We start from the raw sequence: 22124 nt of genomic DNA, 5'->3' as shown, positions 1-22124 counted from the left end.
AGTCGGAATCTTTAAAGCCGGATGTTTTAAAACTATCTTTTTAATATCAAAACCTTGTATAAATAAGACAATAATAAAAGTTAAAAAAAGTATTTAAATGGGGAATTATCGGGAATGGGCTATGTACCGCACAGGGGTACTGCAATGGCGTAAGCTAAAGCACCATTTGTTTGAGTCGGACTATTTAATTATTAATTGGTCTGATTACGATAAGGGGCGATTATTGCTGTTCTTTGGCATGCTGAGTCAAATTAGCGTGTTGAAGTGGTGCATCATGAATTTTTATTATTCCAACAATAACGTTTGGTTTAATCCCGTTGCACTGAAAACACGGGTCATGGTCGGCATGATCGTATTGTTACTCTTTACGCTCTTGGCCGTACTGAGTTTTAGCTTTAAGCATCATGCATTATTCCGACTATTTTTAAGTTATTTTGCACCTGTACTTTTTGGTGTAGGAATGATTTATGGTGGATACATGGTTGGTATTTATAGTCCTGCGACCATGGCGGGTACAGTAAATCTGTTACTTGTTGGGTTGGTATTTTATCGACCAGCAATCATGCTGAGTATTATGCTACCCATTACTATTTTTATTGGCTATATCTGTTATTTTACTTCACATGACCGATTAGAATATGCCCCAATATTTAGCCATGCCCTGAAGCAAACCGAGTTTTATGACAATCATTTTTGGTTGTTAAGTATGGCGGAATTATATTTACCCATCCTCATTATCAGTGCAGTATTTTTTCAGATTTTATTGGTGCAATGGCGACATCGTGAACAGAAAATGGAAGTGCTTAGTCGTGTCGATGGACTGACCAATGTATATAACCGCCGTTTTGTCAGCCACGAACTGCAACAGTTGACACAAAGTCACCATCCTGAATTTGCTGTCGTGTTATTAGATTTAGACTTTTTTAAACTGATCAATGACAAATATGGGCATGAAACGGGCGATCGTGTGCTAAAAGGCGTGGCTCAGATTTTAAATGACAATACGCGTAAGCAAGATGTTGTCGGGCGCTTTGGTGGTGAAGAGTTTATCTTAATTTTAAAAGATCAAAATTTAGAGCAGGCGATAGAGGTATCTGAACGTTGTCGTGCAGCAATTTTGTCTGAACGTTTTAACTTAGCACACGGTGGTAGTTTAGAAATTACTGCGAGTTTTGGTGTGGCAACTGCGGTTGAGGGTACTTCGCCTGAACTGGTCACGCGTTTGGCAGATCAAGCCTTATATTTAGCAAAACAACAAGGTCGCAACCAAGTGCGCAGTTTTCGCGAGTTAAACTTAGATTTAGTCTAAAGCGAGGCAAAGAGGTTGCAGATGCAACAAATCCATTTTCATTTGGCTGCAGAATACGTCACGTTTGATGTTGAGGGGCAACATTTCAATTTTGAAATGGGTCTGGATCAATTGATTAAGCGCTGTGTCAAACATCAGTTTGATGTATTGGCGATTGAATATCTCATTTATGAAATAGAAGAAATTTTAGAGCAGCTCAAACTAGAGTATCAGTTTGAGCGCATTGCACATACTGATGATGCATGGATGCAGCAGCTTGCAACAGTGTTCTTTGAACATGCGAAAACGATAGACCGACATATGCTCGAACATGGCTTTAATGAGTTGATTGAACATACAGAATTTTATAGAACTCAACTCGGACAGCAGACTGTTTATATTCTGACGTATTTCGTTTTTGTCCGTGAAATGATGCATCACTTAAATATTCAACAGATTCAGTTAGAACCTGAAAAAATATAAAGAAATGTAAGACTTTGCCGCTGCCTTCAATAAATTTGCTATAAAAATAGTGAACAAAAATTAAAAATAGGCAGATCAATGAAAACTCCAGTACCTGACTATTTGCAGCATGTCTTAGCGCAGTGTCACAGCAATCAGTTGGGGGCGCTTGCCGATTATATTCCAGAGCTGGCACAGGCTGACCCGAACAAACTTGCATTAGCACTTTCTACTGTTGATGGCACGATTTATTCCACAGGTGATGATGAGGTGGAGTTTACTATCCAGTCGATGTCAAAACCCTTTGCCTATGCCTTAGCAATTCATCACTTAGGCTTAGATGCGGTCTTGGCAAAAGTGGGCGTCGAACCTTCAGGTGAAGCCTTTAACCAGATTGCTTTAGATAAAAATAATAACTTACCGAAAAACCCGATGATCAATTCGGGAGCAATTACCACCCATTCACTTTTACCGCATGAACCAGAGATTTCCAGAGCCGAAAATTTACGTCGCTTTTTAAGTGAATTGGCAGAGCGTGAACTGAGTTTTGATGATGCTGTATATGCGTCAGAAGTGAAAACGGCGTTTCGTAATAAGTCGATTGGTTACATGCTCAGAACGGTGGGGGTGCTCAATGAAGACCCTGATGAAATTGTGAATGGCTATATTCAGCAATGTGCCATCAAAGTCACGGTAAAAGACTTGGCGAAAATGGCGAGTGTGTTGGCCAATGGTGGTGTGCAGGGTTCCACAGGTAAGCGAATATTGTCACGTGCAGTGGTTCGACAAATGCTGAGTGTGATGATGACCTGTGGCATGTACGATGCCGCAGGTGACTGGCTCACCACAGTTGGTATTCCTGCTAAAAGTGGCGTGGCGGGTGGAATTTTCGGGGCATTGCCCGGTCAAGTGGGTATAGCGGTGTTTAGCCCAAAACTCGACGAACATGGCAATAGCGTGCGTGGTGTTGAAATATTTGAACGATTGTCACGGGATATGGGGCTGCATGTGATGGAAGGTACACCATCAGCTCAAACCATCGTGCAGCGTCGCTATATATTAGGCACAAAGCAAAACGTTGTGGTGTATGAACTGCGTGGAGTATTGCAATTTACCGAATCGGAAATGTTGCTGCGGATACTACAAGATGAACCTATAGCCAATACGTGTATCGTGCTGGATATTACCAATATTTCACTGATTCATGAGGTCGGTGCACGCATGCTTTTTGAAGGGGTAGATCGATTAATTGAAGATGGTCACACGGTCTACGTGATTGATTCGGAGAAATTACTCGAACAGAAGCATAGCCACCAAGGGCATGCTGTGGTGATTCGAGAAGAGCTCGAAGTATTTTTAAATAAGCTTGTACAACAATAGGGTTTTGATGGCGTTGAGATCAGCCGAGTTATCAGAAAAGCGTTTCTGAATTTCGGCTATAATTGGGGTTTTTTACCACCCACTAGCATTTATGTCATTTGATTTAAAAACTACGATTCAGCCGAATATCGAGCTTTCTACACCTGAGAAAAAGCTGAATCGTTTAATTGATGAAATTGAACGACAGAAGTTACTGCTTGCAGCATGGCAACGTGCGCAGCATGACATCCGTGCTTATAGTCAGAAAGCCTTGATGCCTGCCTATCGAGATTTGTACAAAACACTATATGAGCAAATGCAAAGCCTATGGAATAGCCTAAGTAGTTTTGGTTTAAGCAAATCAGATACTGCACAAGTTGAAAACAAAATTCAGGCTTTGGCACGGCTGTTAAAAGATTCGAAAATGTTAGCGCAAACTCAGTTGGATGAAGTGGCAAAAATGCATGCTTATTATGCACAAGTAGAGGAATATGCTCAGTCCAAGAAGAATAAAAAGAAAGCTGTTGCGGTAGAAGACAATGCCTTTCAGCCCAATGAGGATCTAATTGAAGATTGGAACAGCGACCAATACCAACAAGCACGTGAGCAAGCCAAGTTAAAACGGCAGCAAGAGAAACAAGCCAAGGCCTCAATGCTAGTGAATCAATCGCTTAAAACGGTGTATTTAAAAATTGCCTCGATTATTCACCCTGACCGTGAGCCAAATGAATCTAAAAAAGAGGAAAAGACTGAACTGTTACAACGTGCCAATGAAGCCTATGAACAGGAAGATTTATTCTTTTTATTGAAACTTCAACTCGAAGTTGAGCAAAGTAAAAATGGCTCAAATAAAGGCTTAAGCGCAGAGCAAGTGAAGTTTTACCAACAGGCTTTAGAAGCGCAAAGCAAAGCTTTAAAGCAGCAGATTCAGGAACTCATTAATTCATTGGTGTGGTCAAACAAAGCCAAAATTGCGGTGCAGAAGTCGAAAGGGCAACTGAATATTACAGACTTGTATAAGCAAATTGATGCGGATGTTTCTGCGGTGAAGCAACAGCTTAAATCAGAAAAGCAAAGGCTGATGTATATGGGGAAAGAGAGTGGGTTGGAGATGTTGTTGGAGCATGGGGTTTTGTGATTTTTTAAAAGCACCTTTCTCTAATTTCCCTCACCCTTGCGTAGCAGTGCTACTCATCTCCCAAAGGGAGAGGGTGTTGCATCTGATTAGATGCCATCACGTAATTTAATAATGAACGTTCCCTCTCCTGAGCAAGTCTTAAAGCACTGCTTTAAAACGAAGCGCAAGTGAGGGCTAGGGAGAGGGAAAATAAAATGAAAATAGATCCCCAACTATTACAATTCGCCAAATCCCTGCACCACACTGCCACCGATGCAGAAAATCTCATGCGGCATATACTCCGTGCCAAGCGATTTATGAATCTTAAATTGCGTCGACAGGAGGATTTTGATTATTCAAAAATTGGTGATTAATCAAGGTAAATACGATGAACTTTATTTTGATCAATATAGAACAAAGAAGTACCACAGGATTCAAGTAGACCCACAGTAATACCATCTCTATCTAAAGTTAATTGTGCTGTTTTGGGTGCATCTTCAAATGCCATGAGATCAGGATGGTCTAATTTTAAAATATCTACAAATTGTTCACCTTTTTCGGCTTTTTCAAATGTTTCAAAACCATCTAAATCAAATTCTTTATCTTCACTTTCATAAAAGTACACCTTATCAGAATCAGCAATACGGAACTCGAAAAGGTATTTCATACCAACTTTGTTCGGATTTTTCAAAACACGAAAAACATCAAGTTTCCCATCGCCATTGAAGTCGATCATCATTGGTTTCTTTAAATGAGTTGTATCTACTTGATAACCTTTAGGTAGAGGCGTAGGGTTATTGACTAATTCTGACGAATCAAGTGTTGTAGGGATTTCTACAATCTATTCGGTTTTTATTTCTGAAACGGATTGCTGTTCGAATTCTGGCTCTACTATTTGCTGAGTTTTTTCTTTACAGCCAGTGATTGTGAAAGCTGAAATAAGTATAAGAGAGAGCAAAGTTTTGTTTAGATGTTTCATATTTGTGTTCTTATAAGTTCTAGTATTGAGATAATTTTTAGTTTAACAAAGATGAATTCTTCTGATTTTTTCATTTTCTAGAAAGAAAACAGATGTTGCACAGGTTTCTTCAAGTACATTGACTGAAATACCATCACCTTTAAACTTTAAATAATATTTAGGGTCAATTTCTTCATTCACTCTAATACTTCCATTTTTGTCGAACCTATGTTCTTCATCAGCATAGATTTCTGTTTTCGGTGCTAATTCGAAAACACCAAATGCATCGAGATCATCACCATAATCATCTTCATACCAATATACTTTGTCGCTGTCTGCAATACGGAACTCGAAAAGGTATTTCATCCCAACTTTGTTCGGATTTTTCAAAACACGAAAAGCATCAAGTTTTCCGTCGCCATTAAAGTCGATCATCATTGGCTTTTTTAAATGAGTTGTATCTACTTGATAACCTTGAGGTAGAGGCGTTGGGTTATTCACTAATATAGTGGATTTTACTGTTGGCGGAATTTCTACAACATCTTGTGTGACGGGTTCTGAAGTTACTTGTTTTTCAGCTTTCAGCTCAATTACTTCCCGAGGTTGCTCTGTGCAAGCAATAAGAATAAATGTTGAAGTTATGAGGAATGGAAGAATTTTTTTATTTTGTTGTTTCATGTGGATTTTTATAAGTTCTAGTTTGGATATGATTATACTGGTTTAAATAAAAACAATGAATAAAAATAAAATGTCGATAAATGCGCAATTACTCGAATTTTCTCGTCAATTAAGATCAGCATCCACCGATGCAGAAAACCTGATGTGGCAAATACTTCGTGCTAAGCGATTTATGAATCTTAAATTTCGCCGTCAGCATGTGATTAAACCTTATATCGTGGATTTTTACTGTCATGAAATTGGTTTGGTCATTGAGTTGGATGGTAGCCAGCATGGAACAGATGATGCTGTGGAATATGATGCTGAACGCACTAATTTTTTAGAGGCTTTGGGTTTAACTGTTGTTCGGTATTTGAATCATGATGTGTTGGGACGGACGGATACGGTGTTAGAGGATTTGTGGCAGAGATGTTTTGAATTAAAAAATACCTCTCCCTAACCCTCTCCTAGAAGGAGAGGGAATTCCATTGAGAAGTTCATACAGGCATTAAATCAAATGACGCTCCCTCTCCCTATGGGAGAGGGCTGGGGTGAGGGTTTCTAATATTGAAAAGCACCTCTCCCTAACCCTCTCCTACAAGGAGAGGGAACTCCATTGCAAAATTCATATAGGCATTAAATCAAATGACGCTCCCTCTCCCTATGGGAGAGGGTTGGGGTGAGGGTTAGTCATCAAAATCATCATCACGATTGTTAGCTTTATTTTCGAATCCTTTTTTGAGCATTTTGATTAAGTCTTTTTCCTCTTCAGAAAGTATAGAAAGATCACTAGAGTTGATTATGTTTGATATGCGAGGAACGTTTAAGAAGTTTATAACAGTATCAGCTTTAATATATCTTTTAACATGAGGTTTAGTATATGAACTGCTATAAGATTTAGTACTTTGGGTCATTGCCTTAAGGATTTTTAGAATACCTTGTATATCCTGAGTTTTGGATTCAAACCAATTAAGAATATCAGAAGAGTTTCCCCATTCTTTCCAACGGTACACCAATGATAGGAACGAATTGTGTTGAATTAATTTATCGGGAAATGAATTAGCGAAGTGATTTAATTGAATAATAAAATCATTTTTGAGTGCTTGAAAATCGGAATCTTCTAGTAAAGTTTCTTGATTTTCCTCTCTACTTTTGTACTCTTTAAATAAAAAATAATTAATAAATGAAAAATTTGAATTTAGGTTAATATACTTATTTAAAAGTGTAGCTCTTTGTTTTCTATCTTGGATATTTTCTAAACACCAAAATGATAATCTAAATATATAGGTTTGTGATGAAAAGCCAAAAAACTGATTAGATTCGCTGTTGATTCCATCCGCGCTGTCTAACATTGCATATAGATATGATTCAAAATTTTCTTGTGGTACCTGTTTGCTATAGGCTTCAAATTTGCATAAGAAGTCTTCCAATACATTTCTAGCATCTAAAGCAAGTATTTTCTCTTTAAGTTTTTCTCTAGAAACTGTTAGTTGGATGAAATTAATAAAATCTGATGTAGTAAAATCTTCACTATCAAAACTCAGTTTAAAATATTTATCAAAGTGATCTTTATGACAAATTCTTAATTGAGTGAACCATTCTTGATAAGAGCTATGATCGTGATAATAGTTGCTTATAATCCATTTAATAGTAGGGAAAAGAGAAGTTAGAATTTTTTTAACAGATTCTTTATTTTTTTCAGATGCACTATTGATTACATCGTCTATAACTCTTAAGTATTTTGCTTTTTCTGTTTGATTATCACTATAGCTAGAACTTAAGCTTGTGAAAGCACTTTTTGATTGCGAAAGTTTTGTATAAACAGTTGGTTCAAATATTCTTAAGCATTCAATAACAATCAAATCTATGGGATCTGCTTCAAAAATATCATCATTTTTGAATAAGTTAAAATTAAAACAAAGTGTAGAGTTGAATCTATACACATTTCTTAAATTATTAAAATAGTTTTTAAACCCGTTATGATAAACCTCAGCCCATCTTTGTTGATCAAACTTTTTTTCTGCATCAATGTGACTATATATCACATTGTTTAGTAGATTAAATAAAACAGTGTGGACTTGTTTTATTTGAATTTGTGGAATTGTAAAAGGGATTTGAATAATTTTTTCTAGATAGTTTTCACCAGACTGTGTGCCGTCAGTAAGTTTTTTTTCGACAATATCTTTCTGAAATAAAAGTAAAAATATTACATTAGGAAAATCAGTATTTGCCTTAATTAATTGAAAAATCATTCGCAACTCTACGGTTGTTAAACGATCAATATCATCCATAACAATTAAAAGAGGAGTCGTTCTATCCTTTAAAGCTGTAATTAACTCCTCACGAATTTCTGCTAAGTTCTTTTCATTTAATTTAGATTTTTTTTCGTAGTTTTCTGAAAGTTTCCCTAACAATTCGCTCCCTTTTCCTGTGGCTGGTAAGATTAAAGCTATAAAAGATGTAATAGTTGCAATGAGTATTGGTAATTGTGAATTGTCAGTAAAGTAACTGCTAATTAAACCTGTACTTAGGATTGAAGTTACAAGAAGAGGTAGAGCTAAATTAGCACCCTTAAGAAAAGTGTGTGCCGTAGATAAATGATTGCCATATTTCGCAAATATATTTGCTAATTTTTTATCTTCTTTAGATGAATCCTTTCTTCCAATAGATTTTGATATTTCATCAAAAAAAGCCTGAACAATCTTATCCTGAGCTGACCATTCCCAAGGTGAAAACTCTATAATTGTGGGTGAGTCATCTTGTTGCTTTGAATACGATAACGCCATATTTTTAATTGATGATTTTCCTGAACCCCAATCGCCATGTAACGCAATAACTAAGCTTTCATCACCTTTCCATTGAGAAATAGCATCGCTTAAGTTTTTAGCAAAATCAGCTCGACCCAATACGTCTTGTTCTATATTTTTAATTGGTCTATCGGCAGAAAATGCGAATTTATCTATATTTGTCATGTTGAGATATTTATAAAGGTTCCATCAAATGATTCTATCAAATATCATTATGATTTTAATAAAAAATCCCCTCACTAAGAGGGGATTTTTTTGAATCAAATTACAGCATTAAAGCGCTGCAATCTGCTCCATATTCGCTTTAATCTTCGCTAACTGATCAGCAAACTCAGCAAGTTTTACTTTCTCGCCTTCAACCACAGCTACAGGTGCTTTTGCCACAAAACCTTCGTTAGAAAGTTTAGTTGCAATTTGGTCATGCTGTTTTTGAACCTTGTCTAAGTCTTTTTGTAGACGACCCAATTCCGCTTTAGGGTCAATTAAACCCTTCATTGGAACGAATACAGATACATGACCGACTACAGAAGAAGAAGACAATGGTGGTTGTTCAGCATCGCTAAGGAACGTAATGCTTTCAACTTTAGCCAATGCTTTAAACAACGGTTCAATACGAGCAATACGTGTTTTTTCTGCTTCAGTCGTGTTTTGAAGAAGTACAGGCAACAAGCGAGCATTACCTAGACCCATCTCACCACGGATGTTACGTACCGCACCAATCAAACCTTGAAGCCATTGCATATCCGCTTCAGCTTGTTCATTCACAAGCGCTTGTTCAGCAACAGGGTACTGCGCGAGCATAATAGTTTCGCCAGAAATACCAAGTTTCGGTGCAAGAGTTTGCCAGATTTCTTCTGTTAAGTAAGGCATCAATGGGTGAGCCAAACGTAAAGACGCTTCCATCACAGCAAGCAATATACGACGAACCTCAGCTTTACGCTCTTCAGAAACATTTTCATCGTTCAGAACAGGCTTAGTCAGCTCTACATACCAGTCACAGTATTCATTCCAAATGAACTCATAAATCGCTTGCGCAGCCAAGTCCAAACGGTAGGTTGCAAAAGCTTGTTGAACAGCAAGTTCAGCTTTTTGCAGACGGCTCACGATCCACTGTTCAGGCAATTCCCAAAGATCTTGACGAACTTCAGTACCAATGGTTTGACCTTCAATGTTCATCATCACGAAACGCGTTGCGTTCCAGATTTTGTTGGCAAAGTTACGGTAACCTTCAACACGTTTCATGTCGAATTTAATGTCACGGCCAGTGTTGGCAAGCGCACAGAACGTGAAACGAACCGCATCTGTACCGTAAGATTGAATACCTTCTGGGAATTCTTTACGGGTTGATTTTTCAATCTTCGATGCTTGTTTCGGGTTCATCAAACCAGTCGTACGTTTTTGTACTAAAGTTTCAAGGTCAACACCATCAATCAAGTCTAATGGGTCAAGTACGTTACCCTTAGATTTAGACATCTTCTGACCTTCGCCATCACGGACCAAACCGTGTACATATACCGTTTTGAACGGAACTTGCGGTGTGCCATCTTCATTTTTCATGAAGTGCATGGTCATCATGATCATGCGGGCAACCCAGAAGAAGATGATGTCGAAACCAGTGACCAACACATCAGTCGGGTGGAAGGTATTTAAGAAGTAGTTTTCTTTATCTTTTGCTTCGTCACCAGTCCAACCTAAAGTTGAGAATGTCCAAAGACCAGAAGAGAACCATGTATCAAGCACATCTTCGTCTTGTTTTAATTCAACTTCAGGTGCAATACCGTTCTTCGCACGAACTTCATCTTCGTCACGACCAACAAATACGTTGCCTTCAGCATCGTACCAAGCTGGAATACGGTGACCCCACCACAATTGACGCGAAATACACCAGTCTTGAATGTTGTTCATCCAAGCCATGTACATGTTGCTGTATTGCTCAGGTACGAATTTAATATCGCCATCTTTAACCGCTTTAATTGCAGGTTCAGCAAGCGGTGCAATTTTCACATACCATTGGTCAGTAAGTAGAGGCTCAACGATTACACCTGAACGGTCACCGCGAGGTGGTTTCAGTGTGTACGGTTGAATTTGGTCTAACCAGCCTTCAGCTTCAGCTTGAGCAACCAATTTTTTACGTGCAGCAAAACGCTCTAAACCAATGTAGTCTGCTGGAGCAGGAATGGTTTTAGAAATTTGCTCGCCCGCTTTCGCGATGTATTCAAACTCAGCCAACACTTCAGCATTTTTGTTGAAGATGTTGATGATTGGCAATTCGCAGCGTTTACCCACTTCATAGTCATTGAAGTCGTGTGCAGGGGTGATTTTTACACAGCCTGTACCAAATTCTTTGTCTACATATTCGTCTTTAACGATTGGAACTGCACGACCTGTAATTGGCAAGATAATGTTTTTGCCAACAAGTGCTGCATAGCGTTCATCATCAAGCGCAACAGCTACTGCTGTATCACCAAGTAGTGTTTCAGGACGAGTGGTTGCAACAACGATGTGATCTTTACCATCGTGGGTACGAATTGATTTGTCTTCAAAGAAATATTTGAAGTGCCACAGTGAACCTGCTTCTTCTTTATCAGACTCAACTTCTAAGTCAGAAAGGGCAGTTTGTAATTTTGGATCCCAGTTTACAAGGCGCTTACCACGGTAGATCAAGCCTTCTTCATGCAGTTTTACGAATACTTCTTTCACTGCGTTAGAAAGACCGTCATCCATAGTGAAGCGTTCACGTGACCAGTCTACAGATGAGCCTAGACGACGAATTTGACGGGTAATATTACCGCCAGATTGTTCTTTCCATTCCCATACTTTTTCGATGAACTTTTCACGGCCAAGGTCATGACGGCTTACGCCTTCAGCACCTAACTGACGCTCTACAACCATTTGTGTTGCAATACCTGCATGGTCAGTACCCGGTTGCCATAAGGTGTTTTTACCAGACATACGGTTATAGCGAGTCAAAGCATCCATAATGGCATTGTTAAAACCATGACCCATGTGCAAGCTGCCTGTGACGTTAGGCGGCGGAATCATAATACAAAATGATTCACCATTTTTAGACGGCTTGAAATAGCCGTTTTCTTCCCAAGTCTTGTACCATTTTTTCTCGATCTCGGTAGGATCGTAGGTCGTAGCAATATTTTGCGCAGATTCAGTCATAGCTCGAACAAATCAAAAGTGAATAAAAAATTGCATCTATTGTAGCAAAAAAAAATATGAATTAGGGATGTTGGTCGAATGTTAACTTTTTCGATTTGCAGTTAATGATAGAGTCCGTATGATAGAACCATAGATAAGAAACATTCATTGATCCCAAAACTAAGATAAAAGGAGCAATATCATATGACTTATACCATTTCTTTAAAGATTCAACCTGCAACTTATCAACGTTTTGAAACGATTCATCAAAAGCTCAATGCAGGGGAAACCGAAAGTCAGTCTAAAGCGCTGGGTGAAAACTTAGCGGATATTGCTTGTGAAATTTTGGATCAAGTGTTTGGTCAGTTAGCACGTTTGAATAAATCTGGGGACAATGAATCAGAAAAGATTATTCAGCAAATACGTGAAACGACACGTAAATATATGCCGTGGTCAGTCTCATTTTTTGGCAATGATCGTTTATTACCGATGGTGAATTATCTTTATGAACGATTTTATGAAGCAGATGGACAGCATTTCATGAATTATCCAATAGATGCGTCTTTAGCAACGGATCTCTTAGGATATGTAGAGCATATGAAAGAAGGGCAAAATCAATATGTTCCACTTGCTTTAAATGCTTTTACCCGAGTCGTCGATGCAGGTGTCACACATTTGGTTCGTGAACCGAAAAAGATGCTGAAATTTAACGTAGTAGTCGATAAAACTTTAACGGGTGTGATTAATCTCACTACACAATTGGGCTATAAACGTTTTGATAAGCTCGGAAAAATCTATGATGCACAGTCAATGAGCCATTATTTTGACCATTTTATGGTGTTTTTAAACAATGAGCCTGAATTAAATAAAGCATAAAATATTTATAAATGAATAAATTAGCACTTTCAAAAGGAATAGATGATGGCAAAGCAAGATGATTTAAATGGGAAAGTGGTGTGGATTACAGGTGCATCATCAGGACTGGGGAAAGCTTTGGCGCAGGAGTGCGCCTTGCAAGGTGCACAAGTGGTGTTAACTGCCCGCCGTTTTGAAGAGCTTGAAAATGTCCGTGTAACTTTGCTTCATCCAGATCAACATATTTCTGTTACGGCCGATATTACCGATGAAAATCAAGTGCGTCATGCTTATGAGCAAGTTCTTGCGCATAAAGGACGTATCGACTGGTTGATCAATAATGCCGGCTTGAGTCAGCGTGCATTAATTGCAGATACGACGATGCAGACTGAACGTGCCATCATGGAAGTGGATTATTTTTCGCAAGTTTTTTTAACTAAAACCGTACTGCCAACATTCCTTGCGCAGAAATCTGGGCGTATTGCCTTTGTCTCCAGTGTTGCAGGGTTGTTAGGTACACAATATCGTGCGACTTATTCTGCAGCTAAAGCAGCTATACATATGTGGGCGAACAGTCTGCGTGCTGAGGTGGCGGATCAAGGCGTCGATGTTTCAGTTATTTTCCCCGGTTTTGTTAAAACCAATGTGTCATTTAATGCTTTAAATGGTGCAGGTAAAGCGCAAGGGCATCAGGACGAAGCCATTGAAAATGGTTTAGAAGCAGATGAGTTTGCCAAAATAGCTGTGAAAGCACTCTTGAAAGGCGATGAGTATATTGTTGTTGGCGGCAGCAAAGAAGTGCTGGGCACATGGGTGGCTCGTTTATCGCCGAGCACACTATATAAGATGATTCGTAAAGCGAAAGTGAAGTAATAGGTTTAAAATTTTTAGTATGAACTTTTTAAGGTTTAAGTAGGGTATGAAACAACTATCACATCAGTTTTATAGATTCGTCAGCTGTTTCGTACTTTGCTTGTGCTCAATAGCGGTTCCAATGTTGTCCGCAGCTCAACCGATTGATCGATTAGTTGAAGAAGCGCGGGCGTATGCAGAGCCTTCTGAAGAACAGAAACAAGGTTGGCGTCCGCGGGAACATTTTTTTGATACGCAGAAATGGCTGAAATCGACATTTTATAACACTCAAAATTCGAACATTAATACACGGCTGCCATCAGCTCAATTGGATACACGTCAAATCCCATATCGTTTTGAGATTTTAAATCATCAGCAATATTTAAAAACCCCAGCGGCAGATATTAAAAAATGTCCAGTCCAATGTATTTTATTAAATGGGCATATCTTTTCAGAGCAGTTGTCAATTTTAAACAGCAGCAGGCTTAAAGAAGTAGGGCGTTTTGTGTATGACAATACCCACGTCCATATTATCGATATGCGCAATCATAAGTCACAGTATTATGGTGGAATAGGCTTTTTAAGTATTCAGAATAATCAGATCAATTTTTATTATTTTGATGGGTTTAGAAAGGCAGTTGGAAATACGATGTATCGGATTAAAGACAACGGTTTAGACATTAAAATGGATGATGGTACATATCAATCCATTATTCGTTTTGATCAGCAGGAATTTTATCTTACAGAATTGACCAATTATCCTTTAGTCGTGGAAAAATGCGTTGAAAAAGCGAGTCAATGGGTATGTGAAATGGCGCGTTAGTTTAGAAATGTTGATCACTTGTTTTTAAATTAAACGTAGTTACTTTTATATGCTTGAGGGTGCATGTCTTATCTTTGCTGCTAAATAGAAAAAGACCAATTCAAATTCTTATCACTGTGTAAGATAAAGTTCTATGATGAAATTTGATGGCTGATTTGATCAAATTTCATCACCGTTTAAATTGGATGATTAATATTAACCCCGAATTGCCGTACCGTAAGCAAAAACTTCAACCATGCCACCTTGCATACCCAGTTCTGTGGTGCTTAAACGTAAGCCCATAATTTGGGTTGCGCCCATATTTTCAGCTTCTTGTTTTAAGCGAACCACAGCTTCACGGCGCGCACGCTCGACCACACTTTCATAGCTGGTCAGTCGACCACCAAAGAAATTCTGAATATTGGCAATCACATATTTAAAGTAATCGTGTGAAATAACCACATTACTTGAAACAAGTTGCCCCGGACGATCAGTAGTTTTAAAGCGGTTGTTGTCGATCCGAATGTGGGATAGGCGTTTTTCTTGTGCTTCCAGTTCTTTTAAATGCTTTTGTTCAGCATGGCGACCAAAGCCCCAGCCAATACAAAACAGCACCACAAAGATCAGGACTTTAAATATAAAAGCGCCCATAACTTAGCCTTGAGTTGGGAATGGATCTGGAAGTGAGGTTTGTGAATTTTCAACACGTACCGCAGTGCCATAAACAAAAAGCTCTGAAGCGCCTTGAGCAATATTTGAAGTTGAGAAGCGAATACCAACAATCGCATTAGCTCCAAGACCACGGGCTTTATCGATCATACGGCTCATGGCTTCTTGACGTGATTCTTCAAGTAGTTCGGTGTAGCCTTTGAGCTCGCCACCGACAATATTTTTGAGTCCTGCCATAAAATCACGACCCACATGTTTACTACGTACAGTACTGCCATACACCACATCGAGTTGTTGAGTAATAGTGTGGCCTGGCACAGATTCTAAGTTACTTAAAAGCATTTTTAGTTATCAATATAAAAAAGGGTGTGTTGAAGATAGGAAAATTGGCTAAAAAAAGCAATATATTCATTTTGAGTCCAATCTTCTCATTCAATAAAAAAGCCCACCGAAGTGAGCTTTTCAACCTGAACTTTTTTTAGTTCAAAACTTATTTAGCAGCGTCAGCTTTACGCTCAGCTGTTGACGGTTGATATTGAACCGCATCAGAAGTATTGGTTTTCATACCGCCACCAAGGGTTTTGTATAATTCCACTTGGTTGTTTAAGTTAGCTTGTTCAAGCAACAATAAACCTTGCTCAGCAGCATAAGATGCACGTTGTGCATCTAACACGGTTAAGTAACTATCGATACCTGCACGGAAGCGGGCATTTGAAAGTTTATAAGTGGTGTTGGTTGCATCAACTAAACGACGCTGTGCAGCAAGGCGATCACCGATGTTTTGACGAACAGCTAAAGCATCATTGACTTCACGGAATGCAGATTGAACTGATTTTTCATAATCAGACAATGCAATTTTCTGATCTGTTTCAGATACTTTAATGTTGGCTTTACGCGTGCCCCAGTCAAAGATTGGAATATCCAAGCTTGGACCCGCAGACCAGACAAAATTACCTGATTTAAACAAGTCACCCAAATCTGTAGAAGCATAACCCGCAGAACCCGTTAAGCTAATGGTTGGGAACAGACGTGCTTTTGCAGCACCAATGTTCGCACCCGCTGCAGAAAGTTGATATTCGGCAGCACGTACATCTGGACGGTTATTTAACAAGTCACTTGGAATACCTGAGCCAATCGTATTATTTGCAGTAATACGAGTTACACGTTGTGTAGGCAATAGGTTAGACGGAACTTGCTGGCCTACAAGGAGGTTCAATAAGTTATGAGCTTGTGAGATCTGAGTTTTGTAGTTCGCAACATCGTTACGTGCAGTTTCTACAGAAATTTGCGCCTGACGAACTGGAACTTCACTGTCGATACCCACATCAAAACGCTTTTTGTTCAGATTGTAAGATTCAAGCTGAGCTTTTAGTGTCTGATCTGCAAGTTTTAAATTTGCATTGGCATAAGCATAGTTCAACCATGCTTGAGCAACTTGACCCACGAGTGCAATTTGCGTTGCATCACGAGCACTTGCTGTTGCAAGGTAGCTATCTAAAGCATTGTCTTTTAAGCTGCGTACGCGGCCCCAAAAATCAAGCTCATAAGCCGTCACACCTAAACCAACATTGTAAGAGGTTACTGGCTTTGAATTCATCGTGTCTTGACGCAGTACGCTACCACTTGCACCAATTGTAGGTAATTGGCCATTTGCAGTGATTTGGTACTGTTGCTGAGCACGCTCAATGTTCAATGCCGCCGTGCGCAAGTCACGGTTATTGGCTAACGCAAGGTCAAGAACTTGTACCAGACGTTGGTCAGCAAAGAAATCTTTATATCCCTGTTCAGCCACTGAAGTGCCAGAAGCACTTGCAGTATAGCTTTCTGGAATATTGGTCTGAACAACCGGTTCTGGACCACGCATACTTTGGCAGGCAGCCAAAGCAAGCGCAAGTGAAGAAACCGCAATGCTACGACCTGCAATAGACCATACATTTTGCATCACGATATATGCTCCTGATTATTTTGTTTTTTTGGTTTGTATTTGAAGATACTTCGAATCCATACGTAGAACACAGGAATGAAGAAGATACCTAAGAAGGTCGAACTGATTACACCACCAAGTACACCATAACCGACTGAGTGCTGGCTACCTGCACCCGCACCTGTAGAAAGGGCAAGTGGAAGTACACCAAAACCGAAGGCAAGGGTGGTCATGATGATTGGACGCAAACGCATTTTAGCTGCATGCAGTGTTGCATCAAACAGATCTTCACCTTTTTCCTGAAGCTCTTTAGCGAATTCTACAATCAAGATGGCGTTCTTGGCTGAAAGACCAATCACCGCAATAATTGCAACTTGGAAGTAGATGTTATTCGATAAGTTTGGATTTTTGAAGAATACCATACCAAGGAAAGTTAACAGTAGGGCACCGAGTACACCGAGTGGTACAACAAGCAATACAGAGAATGGAATAGACCAGCTCTCGTAAAGTGCTGCAAGACAAAGGAATACAATTAACAATGAAAGCGCGTATAGGAATGGCGCTTGAGCACCAGAGTCACGTTCTTCAAGTGATAAACCAGTCCATTCATAGTCAAAGCCTGGCGCACCCATAGACGGAAGTTTTTGGATAATCTCTTCCATCGCTTTCATCGAGTCACCCGAGCTTACACCTGGAGCAGGCGTACCTTGAATGTTCACAGATGAAATACCGTTATAACGTTCAAGACGAGGCGAACCATAAGTCCATTCGCCAGTTGCGAATGTTGAGAATGGAACCATCGTACCTTGGTTATTACGGACATACCATTGGCTTAAGTCTTCCGGCATCATACGAGCGGCAGCTTCACCTTGTACATATACTTTCTTCACACGACCACGGTCGACGAAGTCATTGATGTACGAACCACCCCAAGCCATACCCATAGTGGTATTGATCTCAGAGATACTCACGCCCATAGCACCTGCTTGAGCTTGATCGATCGTAATTTTGTACTGTGGTGTATCTTCTTGACCGTTCGGACGTACACCCATGAGGCGTTTATCTTGAGCAGCCATACCGAGCACCATATTACGTGCATCGATAAGTTGTTGGTGCGTCTGACCTGCAGATGCTTTCAACTGAAGGTTAAAGCCAGCACTCACACCAAGTTCAGGCATAGCTGGTAATTGAATTGGCATGATGTAAGAAGCATCCTTCACAATCATGTTCAATGCCATACCACGTTGGATAATCGCACCCACTTGAGACTCAGGGGTCGTACGATCTTCCCAGTCTTTTAACTTAATAAACGCCAGACCCGCGTTTTGACCTACACCTGTAAATGAGAAACCGGCGACACTGAATACAGAGTCGACATATTTTTCTTCATTTTTCAGGAAGTAATTGGTCATCGCAGTTACTGTTTTATCCGTACGCTCTAAAGAAGCATTCGGTGGTAACTGTACAAGCGTCATGACAACGCCTTGGTCTTCATCGGGTAAGAATGAAGAAGGTAATTTTTGGAATAAAAGTACCAGTAAGCCAATCACAACAGCATAAATCACACCAGAGAAAATCTTATGGTGTGTCATGAAGTTCACGCCACCTTGGTATTTATTGGCAAGTTTGTCAAAACCATTGTTAAAACCACGGAAGAAACGTGCAAAGAAACCATTACTTTCAGGTTTATCTTTTTCATGTTGTTTCAAGATGGTCGCACAAAGAGCAGGGGTAAAGGTCAATGCCACAATCAATGACAGAATCATTGCTGTTACCAGCGTGATTGAGAACTGACGATAAATAACACCAGTTGTACCACCAAAGAATGCCATTGGTACGAATACCGCCGTTAATACAGAGGTAATACCGATTAAGGCACCTGAAATCTGTTTCATTGATATTTCGGTTGCATGAACAGGATCTAGGTGTTCTTCCACCATCACACGTTCGACGTTTTCCACCACAACAATTGCGTCATCCACTAAGAGACCAATCGCTAGTACCATCGCAAACATAGTTAAGGTGTTAATCGAGAAGCCGAATAAGTTAATGATCGCAAATGTACCCAATACAACGACAGGTACAGCGAGTGTTGGAATAATGGTTGCACGCCAGTTCTGTAAGAACAAGAACATCACGAAGAATACAAGTAAGATCGCTTCTAACAATGTGTGCATAACACTTTCAATCGAAAGTTTAATGAACGGTGTTGTATCAAAGGCTAATGTATCTTCTAAACCGTCTGGATAGTTTGGACGTAATTCTTTTAAACGTGCTTCAACAGCTGCTGCGGTATCCAATGCGTTTGCACCAGTTGCCAGTTTAATTGCTACACCGCCTGCAGGGTTGTTGTTGAATTTAGAGTTAAATTGATAGTTATCTGCACCGAGTTCAACACGAGCAACATCACCTAAACGTACTTGCGCACCATCGATACTGTTACGTAGGAAAATGTTTTTAAACTGCTCTGGTGTTTGTAACAAGCTTTGAGCAGTTACGGTCGCATTTAAAACTTGACCGTCAGTTGCAGGCGCACCGCCTAACTGACCTACAGCAACCTGAGCATTTTGAGTGCGTAGTGCAGTTGCAACGTCACTCGGTGTAACTTTCAGGTTTGCCATTTTGGCAGGGTCAAGCCATATGCGCATTGCATAAGAACCACCGAATACTTGGACTTCACCCACACCTGCCACACGGCTAAGCGGTTCAGAAATATTCGAGTTTACATAGTCCTTAATGTCGTCAGCAGTTAACTTACCAGAAGGTGAGTGAAAAGCCACAACTTGCAAGAAGCTCGCGCCTGACTTCGTCACTTTAACGCCTTGACGTTGTACGTCTTCAGGTAAAAGTGCTGTTGCTGACTGTAATTTATTTTGAACTTGAACTTGGGCGATATCAGGATCGATCCCTTGTTCGAAGTTTAAGGTAATAGATGCCTGACCGTTACCCGCACTATTTGACGAGATATAACGTAAGCCATCCAGACCATTCATTTGTTGTTCGATGATCTGCGTTACGGTGTTTTCCACAGTTTCAGCAGATGCACCTGGATAAGTCGCAGAAATTGACACCGTTGGCGGTGCAATTGTCGGATACTGTGCAATTGGCATTTTTGTTAGCGTGAGTATACCCGCCAGCATAATAACCAATGCAATCACCCACGCGAAAATGGGGCGATGAATAAAGAATTGAGCCATTCAGTCTACTCCTTATGCGTTTGAAGTAGCTTTTTGTTCAGTTTTTGGGGCAGCTTGTTCTGTCGCTTTACCTTGTTCTTTTGCAGCAGCAGGTTGTTGAGCACCTTGTGGCGCAGCAGCTTGCGGTTGATAAGGTTTCGCTACGACTTGTTGTTCAGGTTTTACTTTCGCAATACCGTCCACAATCACTTTGTCACCCGTATTTAAACCTTGGGTCACAATCCAATTCGCACCTTGTGTGCCCACAGTGGTTACTGGGCGAGATTCAACTGCACCTTTCGCATTTACCAACATTGCAATAGCTTGACCCGTTGGTGTACGTGTAATCGCTGCTTGTGGAATCAAGTAAGCATTCGGAATTACACCTTGTACGATGCGTGCATTGGCAAACATACCCGGAAGCAATAAATGGTTCGGGTTAGAAAACACTGCACGTAGAGTCACTGTGCCGGTATCTGGGTTCACACTTGCATCAGAAAATGCTAAACGACCTTCAATTGGGTATTCACTACCATCTTCAAGGCGAAGTTTAACTTTCGTATTGTTGCTGCTGTCTAAATTACCTTTGCTTAACTGTTGACGTAAGCGAAGGAGTTCAGCACTTGATTGGTTAATATCAACGTACATTGGATCAAGACGTTGAATAGTAACCAAAGGGTCAGCCTGAGATGCAGTTACTAATGCACCAGCTGTGACAGTTGAACGATTTGTTTGACCTGAAATAGGTGCACGTACAGTTGAAAAACCTAAGTTAATTTCTGCATTTTTAAGTTCTGCCTGAGATGCAGCAACGTCTGCTTCAGCCAGTTTTACTTGCGCAACGATATCATCGTACTCTTGTTTTGAAATCGCATTCGATCCCACAAGCTGACGGTAACGACCTTCTTTAACACGTAACACACCTAAGTTTGCTTGTTGGCGTGTTAAAGCAGCACGAGCACTGTCCGCAGAAGCGCGATTGGTACGAGAGTCGATTTCGTAAAGCGCCTGTCCTTCACGAACATAGCTACCTTCAGCAAAAAGACGTTTTAATACCACACCACTGGTTTGTGGGCGTACTTCTGAAATTTCATAAGCTGATGTACGGCCTGAAAGTTCAACAGACTGTTCAACACTTTGCGGTTGGGCAACAACAACACCAACTTCAGTCGGTGGCATTTGTTGCGCAGCAGCAGCTTGCTGTGCATCTTTAGGATCTTTGCTACAACCAACAAGTGCAATACTTGTTGCCAATGCGCAAGCAGTCAGGGCGGGAGCCCAAAGCTTTGCAGACATCATTGTTCCACCTCAATTAGATTCTTATCTAAAATATTCATTTGTTTAGGGCTTACTGCATTTGATGTAGATCAAATAAAGTAGCGCGATCCAAATAAAACTTATGCTCCAACCGGATAGGACATCAGACGGAAAGTGCACACCAACATAGACCCTTGATATTCCCATACTCAGCATCCATATCAATGCCAATATAGTAATCAGTTTATGCTGTCTGTGTTGCTGGTAAATGAATATCAACAGACAACCCAACGCCGCTGCATAACAGCTATGTGCGCTTGGAAAAGAACTCCCGTAAGTTGCTACAAGATGATAAATTTCCGGGGGGCGTGGTCTGGTGAAAGTAAATTTAAGCAGCCATGCAAAACTTATACTTCCGAAGATACCTATACTGATAAAAACAATTTCTGCATATTTTTTATACCACGCCAGACATAAACACCAGAGCGTGGTGAAAAATAATACAAAAGGCATGCCGCCTAGTGTTGAAAGCCCGATGGCAATTTGATCAAAAACAGCAAAACGGTGCTGGCTCATCCATTCAACCGTAGCTAAATCTAAGTGATTTAACACGCTTGAATTTAAAGACAACACGCTGATAATTAATACCAAACAACCAACAAGCAGCAACCTTCGCGGCATGCTTAATTCCTTGTCATTTTAACCGGTTTGAGCGCGGTTAATTCATGGTCTAAAGTGTACTCATCAGTACACTTTATTTCAAGTCTGTGTAAATTATGCTGATTTTATTTTTT

The 22124-nt window shown here is 40.0% G+C and carries 18 protein-coding genes; 8 read left to right on the top strand and 10 right to left on the bottom strand.

The features are described from left to right. The first annotated feature begins 97 nt into the window (after positions 1 to 97). The 4 genes from B9T33_RS14620 (at position 98) to B9T33_RS14605 (ending at position 4247) form a co-directional block, all read left to right on the top strand. Positions 98 to 1309 carry a GGDEF domain-containing protein gene (locus B9T33_RS14620; protein WP_086179619.1) on the top strand — a complete coding sequence of 404 codons (1212 nt, stop codon included), beginning with the start codon at positions 98 to 100 and terminating at the stop codon, positions 1307 to 1309. 21 nt (positions 1310 to 1330) lie between these two features. Next, positions 1331 to 1771 carry a hypothetical protein gene (locus B9T33_RS14615; protein ID WP_086179618.1) on the top strand — a complete coding sequence of 147 codons (441 nt, stop codon included), beginning with the start codon at positions 1331 to 1333 and terminating at the stop codon, positions 1769 to 1771. 78 nt (positions 1772 to 1849) lie between these two features. Then, complete coding sequence (locus tag B9T33_RS14610; protein WP_086179617.1) at positions 1850 to 3130, top strand: glutaminase; 1281 nt, start codon at positions 1850 to 1852, stop codon at positions 3128 to 3130. 91 nt (positions 3131 to 3221) lie between these two features. Further along, on the top strand, positions 3222 to 4247 hold the full coding sequence (locus B9T33_RS14605) for a molecular chaperone DnaJ (RefSeq protein ID WP_086179616.1): 1026 nt from the start codon (positions 3222 to 3224) through the stop codon (positions 4245 to 4247). 349 nt (positions 4248 to 4596) lie between these two features. Here B9T33_RS14605 and B9T33_RS14600 read toward each other — a convergent pair whose 3' ends face one another. Further along, on the bottom strand, positions 4597 to 4965 hold the full coding sequence (locus B9T33_RS14600) for a hypothetical protein (protein ID WP_171263650.1): 369 nt from the start codon (positions 4963 to 4965) through the stop codon (positions 4597 to 4599). A 282-nt stretch (positions 4966 to 5247) separates the two neighbouring features. Then, on the bottom strand, positions 5248 to 5862 hold the full coding sequence (locus tag B9T33_RS14595; RefSeq protein ID WP_086179614.1) for a hypothetical protein: 615 nt from the start codon (positions 5860 to 5862) through the stop codon (positions 5248 to 5250). Positions 5863 to 5932: 70 nt separating this feature from the next. Here B9T33_RS14595 and B9T33_RS14590 point away from each other — a divergent pair, with 70 nt between their 5' ends. Next, positions 5933 to 6301 carry an endonuclease domain-containing protein gene (locus tag B9T33_RS14590; protein ID WP_086179655.1) on the top strand — a complete coding sequence of 123 codons (369 nt, stop codon included), beginning with the start codon at positions 5933 to 5935 and terminating at the stop codon, positions 6299 to 6301. Positions 6302 to 6527: 226 nt separating this feature from the next. On the opposite strand, the gene B9T33_RS14585 is transcribed toward B9T33_RS14590, so the two are convergent. Beyond that, on the bottom strand, positions 6528 to 8813 hold the full coding sequence (locus tag B9T33_RS14585) for a KAP family P-loop NTPase fold protein (protein ID WP_086179613.1): 2286 nt from the start codon (positions 8811 to 8813) through the stop codon (positions 6528 to 6530). A gap of 108 nt (positions 8814 to 8921) precedes the next feature. Further along, positions 8922 to 11816, bottom strand: a complete 2895-nt coding sequence (locus B9T33_RS14580; protein ID WP_086179612.1) for a valine--tRNA ligase — start codon at positions 11814 to 11816, stop codon at positions 8922 to 8924. 183 nt (positions 11817 to 11999) lie between these two features. Between B9T33_RS14580 and B9T33_RS14575 the strand changes: the two genes are divergently transcribed. The 3 genes from B9T33_RS14575 to B9T33_RS14565 all read left to right on the top strand — a co-directional run bounded on the left by B9T33_RS14575 (position 12000) and on the right by B9T33_RS14565 (position 14325). Continuing rightward, positions 12000 to 12671, top strand: coding sequence for a hypothetical protein (locus B9T33_RS14575; protein ID WP_086179611.1), 672 nt, complete (start codon positions 12000 to 12002; stop codon positions 12669 to 12671). 45 nt (positions 12672 to 12716) lie between these two features. Next, on the top strand, positions 12717 to 13523 hold the full coding sequence (locus B9T33_RS14570) for an SDR family oxidoreductase (protein WP_086179610.1): 807 nt from the start codon (positions 12717 to 12719) through the stop codon (positions 13521 to 13523). A gap of 121 nt (positions 13524 to 13644) precedes the next feature. Next, on the top strand, positions 13645 to 14325 hold the full coding sequence (locus B9T33_RS14565; protein ID WP_086179609.1) for a hypothetical protein: 681 nt from the start codon (positions 13645 to 13647) through the stop codon (positions 14323 to 14325). Positions 14326 to 14520: 195 nt separating this feature from the next. On the opposite strand, the gene B9T33_RS14560 is transcribed toward B9T33_RS14565, so the two are convergent. The 6 genes from B9T33_RS14560 to B9T33_RS14535 all read right to left on the bottom strand — a co-directional run bounded on the left by B9T33_RS14560 (position 14521) and on the right by B9T33_RS14535 (position 22011). After that, complete coding sequence (locus B9T33_RS14560) at positions 14521 to 14955, bottom strand: YbjQ family protein (protein ID WP_086179608.1); 435 nt, start codon at positions 14953 to 14955, stop codon at positions 14521 to 14523. A gap of 3 nt (positions 14956 to 14958) precedes the next feature. Further along, entirely contained in the window at positions 14959 to 15315 is a 357-nt protein-coding gene (locus B9T33_RS14555) for a YbjQ family protein (RefSeq protein WP_086179607.1), read from the bottom strand. Positions 15316 to 15463: 148 nt separating this feature from the next. Beyond that, complete coding sequence (gene adeK / locus B9T33_RS14550) at positions 15464 to 16915, bottom strand: multidrug efflux RND transporter AdeIJK outer membrane channel subunit AdeK (protein ID WP_086179606.1); 1452 nt, start codon at positions 16913 to 16915, stop codon at positions 15464 to 15466. After that, a complete protein-coding gene (locus tag B9T33_RS14545; RefSeq protein ID WP_086179605.1) occupies positions 16915 to 20094 on the bottom strand; it encodes an efflux RND transporter permease subunit in 3180 nt (1059 codons plus the stop codon). The genes adeK and B9T33_RS14545 overlap by 1 nt, the downstream gene beginning before the upstream one ends. A gap of 12 nt (positions 20095 to 20106) precedes the next feature. After that, a complete protein-coding gene (locus tag B9T33_RS14540) occupies positions 20107 to 21372 on the bottom strand; it encodes an efflux RND transporter periplasmic adaptor subunit (RefSeq protein WP_086179604.1) in 1266 nt (421 codons plus the stop codon). Positions 21373 to 21414: 42 nt separating this feature from the next. Then, positions 21415 to 22011, bottom strand: coding sequence for a phosphatase PAP2 family protein (locus B9T33_RS14535; RefSeq protein ID WP_086179603.1), 597 nt, complete (start codon positions 22009 to 22011; stop codon positions 21415 to 21417). Between the last annotated feature and the right edge of the window lie 113 nt (positions 22012 to 22124).

Source organism: Acinetobacter sp. ANC 5054 (assembly GCF_002135295.1).
Classification (GTDB): Bacteria; Pseudomonadota; Gammaproteobacteria; order Pseudomonadales; family Moraxellaceae; genus Acinetobacter.
Note: the sequence above shows the minus strand (reverse complement) of the source record. Positions and strands in the feature narration are given on the sequence as shown.

Excerpts from the sequence above, each read along its gene's own strand:
- B9T33_RS14620 (WP_086179619.1), top strand. The coding sequence starts at position 98 with ATGGGGAATTATCGGGAATGGGCTATGTACCGCACAGGGGTACTGCAA.
- B9T33_RS14615 (WP_086179618.1), top strand. The coding sequence starts at position 1,331 with ATGCAACAAATCCATTTTCATTTGGCTGCAGAATACGTCACGTTTGAT.
- B9T33_RS14610 (WP_086179617.1), top strand. The coding sequence starts at position 1,850 with ATGAAAACTCCAGTACCTGACTATTTGCAGCATGTCTTAGCGCAGTGT.
- B9T33_RS14605 (WP_086179616.1), top strand. The coding sequence starts at position 3,222 with ATGTCATTTGATTTAAAAACTACGATTCAGCCGAATATCGAGCTTTCT.
- B9T33_RS14600 (WP_171263650.1), bottom strand. The coding sequence starts at position 4,965 with ATGATGATCGACTTCAATGGCGATGGGAAACTTGATGTTTTTCGTGTT.
- B9T33_RS14595 (WP_086179614.1), bottom strand. The coding sequence starts at position 5,862 with ATGAAACAACAAAATAAAAAAATTCTTCCATTCCTCATAACTTCAACA.
- B9T33_RS14590 (WP_086179655.1), top strand. The coding sequence starts at position 5,933 with ATGTCGATAAATGCGCAATTACTCGAATTTTCTCGTCAATTAAGATCA.
- B9T33_RS14585 (WP_086179613.1), bottom strand. The coding sequence starts at position 8,813 with ATGACAAATATAGATAAATTCGCATTTTCTGCCGATAGACCAATTAAA.
- B9T33_RS14580 (WP_086179612.1), bottom strand. The coding sequence starts at position 11,816 with ATGACTGAATCTGCGCAAAATATTGCTACGACCTACGATCCTACCGAG.
- B9T33_RS14575 (WP_086179611.1), top strand. The coding sequence starts at position 12,000 with ATGACTTATACCATTTCTTTAAAGATTCAACCTGCAACTTATCAACGT.
- B9T33_RS14570 (WP_086179610.1), top strand. The coding sequence starts at position 12,717 with ATGGCAAAGCAAGATGATTTAAATGGGAAAGTGGTGTGGATTACAGGT.
- B9T33_RS14565 (WP_086179609.1), top strand. The coding sequence starts at position 13,645 with ATGTTGTCCGCAGCTCAACCGATTGATCGATTAGTTGAAGAAGCGCGG.
- B9T33_RS14560 (WP_086179608.1), bottom strand. The coding sequence starts at position 14,955 with ATGGGCGCTTTTATATTTAAAGTCCTGATCTTTGTGGTGCTGTTTTGT.
- B9T33_RS14555 (WP_086179607.1), bottom strand. The coding sequence starts at position 15,315 with ATGCTTTTAAGTAACTTAGAATCTGTGCCAGGCCACACTATTACTCAA.
- adeK (WP_086179606.1), bottom strand. The coding sequence starts at position 16,915 with ATGCAAAATGTATGGTCTATTGCAGGTCGTAGCATTGCGGTTTCTTCA.
- B9T33_RS14545 (WP_086179605.1), bottom strand. The coding sequence starts at position 20,094 with ATGGCTCAATTCTTTATTCATCGCCCCATTTTCGCGTGGGTGATTGCA.
- B9T33_RS14540 (WP_086179604.1), bottom strand. The coding sequence starts at position 21,372 with ATGATGTCTGCAAAGCTTTGGGCTCCCGCCCTGACTGCTTGCGCATTG.
- B9T33_RS14535 (WP_086179603.1), bottom strand. The coding sequence starts at position 22,011 with ATGCCGCGAAGGTTGCTGCTTGTTGGTTGTTTGGTATTAATTATCAGC.